Here is a 2,894-nt window from a genome sequence, read left to right as displayed (position 1 = left end):
GGACATGAAACAGTACTCTAGTGGAGTTGTCAAACCGACTTACAATATTATTTATACTTAGGATTATCCTAGAGAACCCCTGTCTTTAATTAATTTTCAACAATAAAATTTCAACCAATTGTTCAATAAAAAGGCGCTTTAATTGAGCAGGGATCACAAAAATTATCAAACTTTTTTATAAAAGGATGATTCAATTGAATATAGAAAAAGCGTTTTTTGATCAATTTTTTTTTCAAAACACGCTTTTTCTATTTGCTCTTTTATCAAGGTTTATTAAGTTAATTTAATCAAACTTTCTTCAAAAGCTACAAAAGGTAGTAAAAATGTAGCAATTCCTACTACGTAAGCAAATATACCGCATAATTTAGCTAGTTTATTTTTGTCACCAATAAAAGTTTCTTCCTGATATCCAGCAATAAGGGATAAGCGTTTTTTAATATGAATTTGATAACCACTTATCATAATAATTAAACCAACAATCGTACAAATCACCAATAAAACCACCAACTTCACTGTCCTCACCATCCTTTTCATAATTTTACCATAAAAGGTTATTATTCTAGATGCTTAGCGTACGAAATTCGCGTTCTGTTGGCGAGACCCCATCGCTATCAGTATGTCCAAGTTTACTAGACTAATTTCATATATTTTGAAGTTTGCACCAGAACCGTTTAAAAGCCCTGTATAAACAGGGCTTTTACTAGTTATTCAGATTCAAAATTTCCACCACGATTTAATTTTGGGCGTTTCTTCTTTTTTGGTTCTTCTTTCGTCTCAATTACTTGTGCAACAATAGGAGCTGTTCCACTAGTATGAATGTATTGTCTAATAGCTGTTCTTACCATTTCTGCCTTACGATTACGTGGTAAAGACTCTAACCATAATTTAATGTCCTTATCTAGAACATCATCATAAGACAAAAGGTACGTCTTATTCGCCATCTTCTTCGCCTACCTCGAATTTTCCGTATCTATAGAAACCTTCTACGTTTGCCGTTTGGCTTTCTTCTAATTTTGTTACTTTACCAATCCACTCTTCTAATAACTGATGGAACGTATTCGCACCACCACCAGAAACAAGTACTTCATCGAAACGGTCGAATGTTTTCCAAGCATTATTTACACCATTTACAATGAAATCATAAACTTCTTTAATTGAAGCTGATTTCTCTTCATTGAAGTCAATTGAATCCATACGTTTAGAAGCTTGATATTCTCCAATTTCAAATACTTTTTCTAATTTATAATCATTAATAGTAGCACTTGTTTCCTTCTTGATTTTAGAAACAATCGGCTCATATACATCATGCATTCCTTTTGGAACAGAAGTAGACTCTTTTTCGCGACGCAACATAGAGATTACATCTAAATCAGTTGTACCTGTTCCGATATCAATAATACCTACAATCATATCTTCATAAGAATCATCACTTACAAAACCATCTTCATCTAAGTAACGGCTCATAACTGTACCTACCGGTTGAGCAAGAACGATTACATCCACAACATTAATCGTTACTTTCTTACCATTCACTTCAATTTCGTGAGCTCCTTGGTATACTTCTTTAATTTCATCAACTGCTTTTGTCCCGATTTCTTGACTAGGAACACCAGTCACAACTAAAACTTCATCATAACTTTTTATGTTTGTTTTAACTGCCATTTCAGCTAAAGCAATCTTAGATAATGTTTTGTATTGATTTGTTTTATAACGATTTTGTTGAGCGTATGTGTTCAAAGTGTTACTCACTTTGATGATGTCATCGCCCCATACATATTCAGCGCCGTCAACTTTATATGTTTTTAACTTCATTTTACCACCAGATAGTGCTTCGCCTACATTAGAAGCAAATGAATAGATAGATGGAAGTGTCTTTTTAAACACATCTGTACGCATTTTAACAGCCCCATTCCCATGATCAATTGCAAATACTTTTGTCATTTTATTTCCCCCTAGAAAATAATTAATAATTATCTATCTGTTATATAAGAATTATGTATTTATGAGTTTATTCTAACTGAAAGTTGGTAGATTCACAACAAATGATTAATACTTATAAAATAATTATATAACAGTTATATAATTATTTAAATAAAAAAGAGACTCATCACCAGAATCTCCACCAAGACTTCTTATTCGTTGCAGCTGCTTCTAAAAGAGCTTTTTGCTCCTGCGAGTCTCTAATTGTTTGCATAAGTAATTGATCTCGTTTCTCTAATCTCTCGTCAATATATCGCTGCTGATCATCTAATTTCTTAGCCATTTGCTTTAATAGGCCATTCTGCTGCTGAATCATTTCTTTTAACTCGTTATATCGCTCGTCATGTTGCTCATTTCGCGTTATAACATCAGTATCGACATCTGCTATATCTTTTTCTTTAATCCATGTCATTATTGCGTTACAAGCCTGTTTTAATGTCATATCAGGGTGCGACTTTATTTCAATTAATTTACGTAGTGTTATAACGTCGTTATCCATGAATCCACGATGGCCATGCTCATTTTTATGAAAGTGATATCCATGTTCTTCAAGCATGATACAGTACTTACGTAAAGTAGACTCCTGGATCTTCAATAACACTGCTACGTCCTTGCTGGCATGTATAGATTGAGAGCTGTCTGTTTTATCTGTCATAGCACCATCACCTCACGTTATAACATTCGTGATAGTGAAAGAGGAATCCTTGTCTTCGCCAAAATTCCCACCTCAAAACCAATAATTTTCAAAAAGAATATTTCTATTTCGAATAATCATAATTAAATGTGATGATTTAGGTAATGGTATTATATATAACTGACTAGTTTCTTCATCTTCTGTGCTTATCCTCTCAAAATCTTGTCCATACTGGTTCCAAGGACAAGAAAAAGGAGCGGATTATGAATGAAACGTTTGA

At 33.2% G+C, this 2,894-nt stretch carries 3 protein-coding genes and 1 pseudogene; all 4 read right to left on the bottom strand.

The genetic code is table 11. The annotated features are described in order from the left end of the window. Positions 1–309: 309 nt before the first annotated feature. Positions 310–525: pseudogene (locus MR076_RS25810) on the bottom strand (DUF3784 domain-containing protein); the annotation flags it as partial. 179 nt (positions 526–704) lie between these two features. Next, positions 705–941 (bottom strand): hypothetical protein, encoded by a 237-nt coding sequence (locus MR076_RS25805; protein ID WP_090999408.1) that lies wholly within the window; start codon positions 939–941, stop codon positions 705–707. Continuing rightward, positions 931–1,941, bottom strand: coding sequence for a ParM/StbA family protein (locus tag MR076_RS25800; protein WP_090999410.1), 1,011 nt, complete (start codon positions 1,939–1,941; stop codon positions 931–933). The genes MR076_RS25805 and MR076_RS25800 overlap by 11 nt, the downstream gene beginning before the upstream one ends. A gap of 166 nt (positions 1,942–2,107) precedes the next feature. Further along, the gene (locus MR076_RS25795) at positions 2,108–2,635 is read right to left on the bottom strand and encodes a DUF3967 domain-containing protein (RefSeq protein WP_242225415.1); all 528 of its coding nucleotides are present in this window, start codon (positions 2,633–2,635) and stop codon (positions 2,108–2,110) included. Positions 2,636–2,894 lie beyond the last annotated feature (259 nt).

The organism is Bacillus cereus group sp. BfR-BA-01380, assembly GCF_022663535.1.
Lineage (GTDB): Bacteria > Bacillota > Bacilli > Bacillales > Bacillaceae_G > Bacillus_A > Bacillus_A cereus_BB.
The sequence above is the reverse complement of the archived record's forward strand: the minus strand, read 5'-3'. Positions and strand labels throughout refer to the sequence as shown.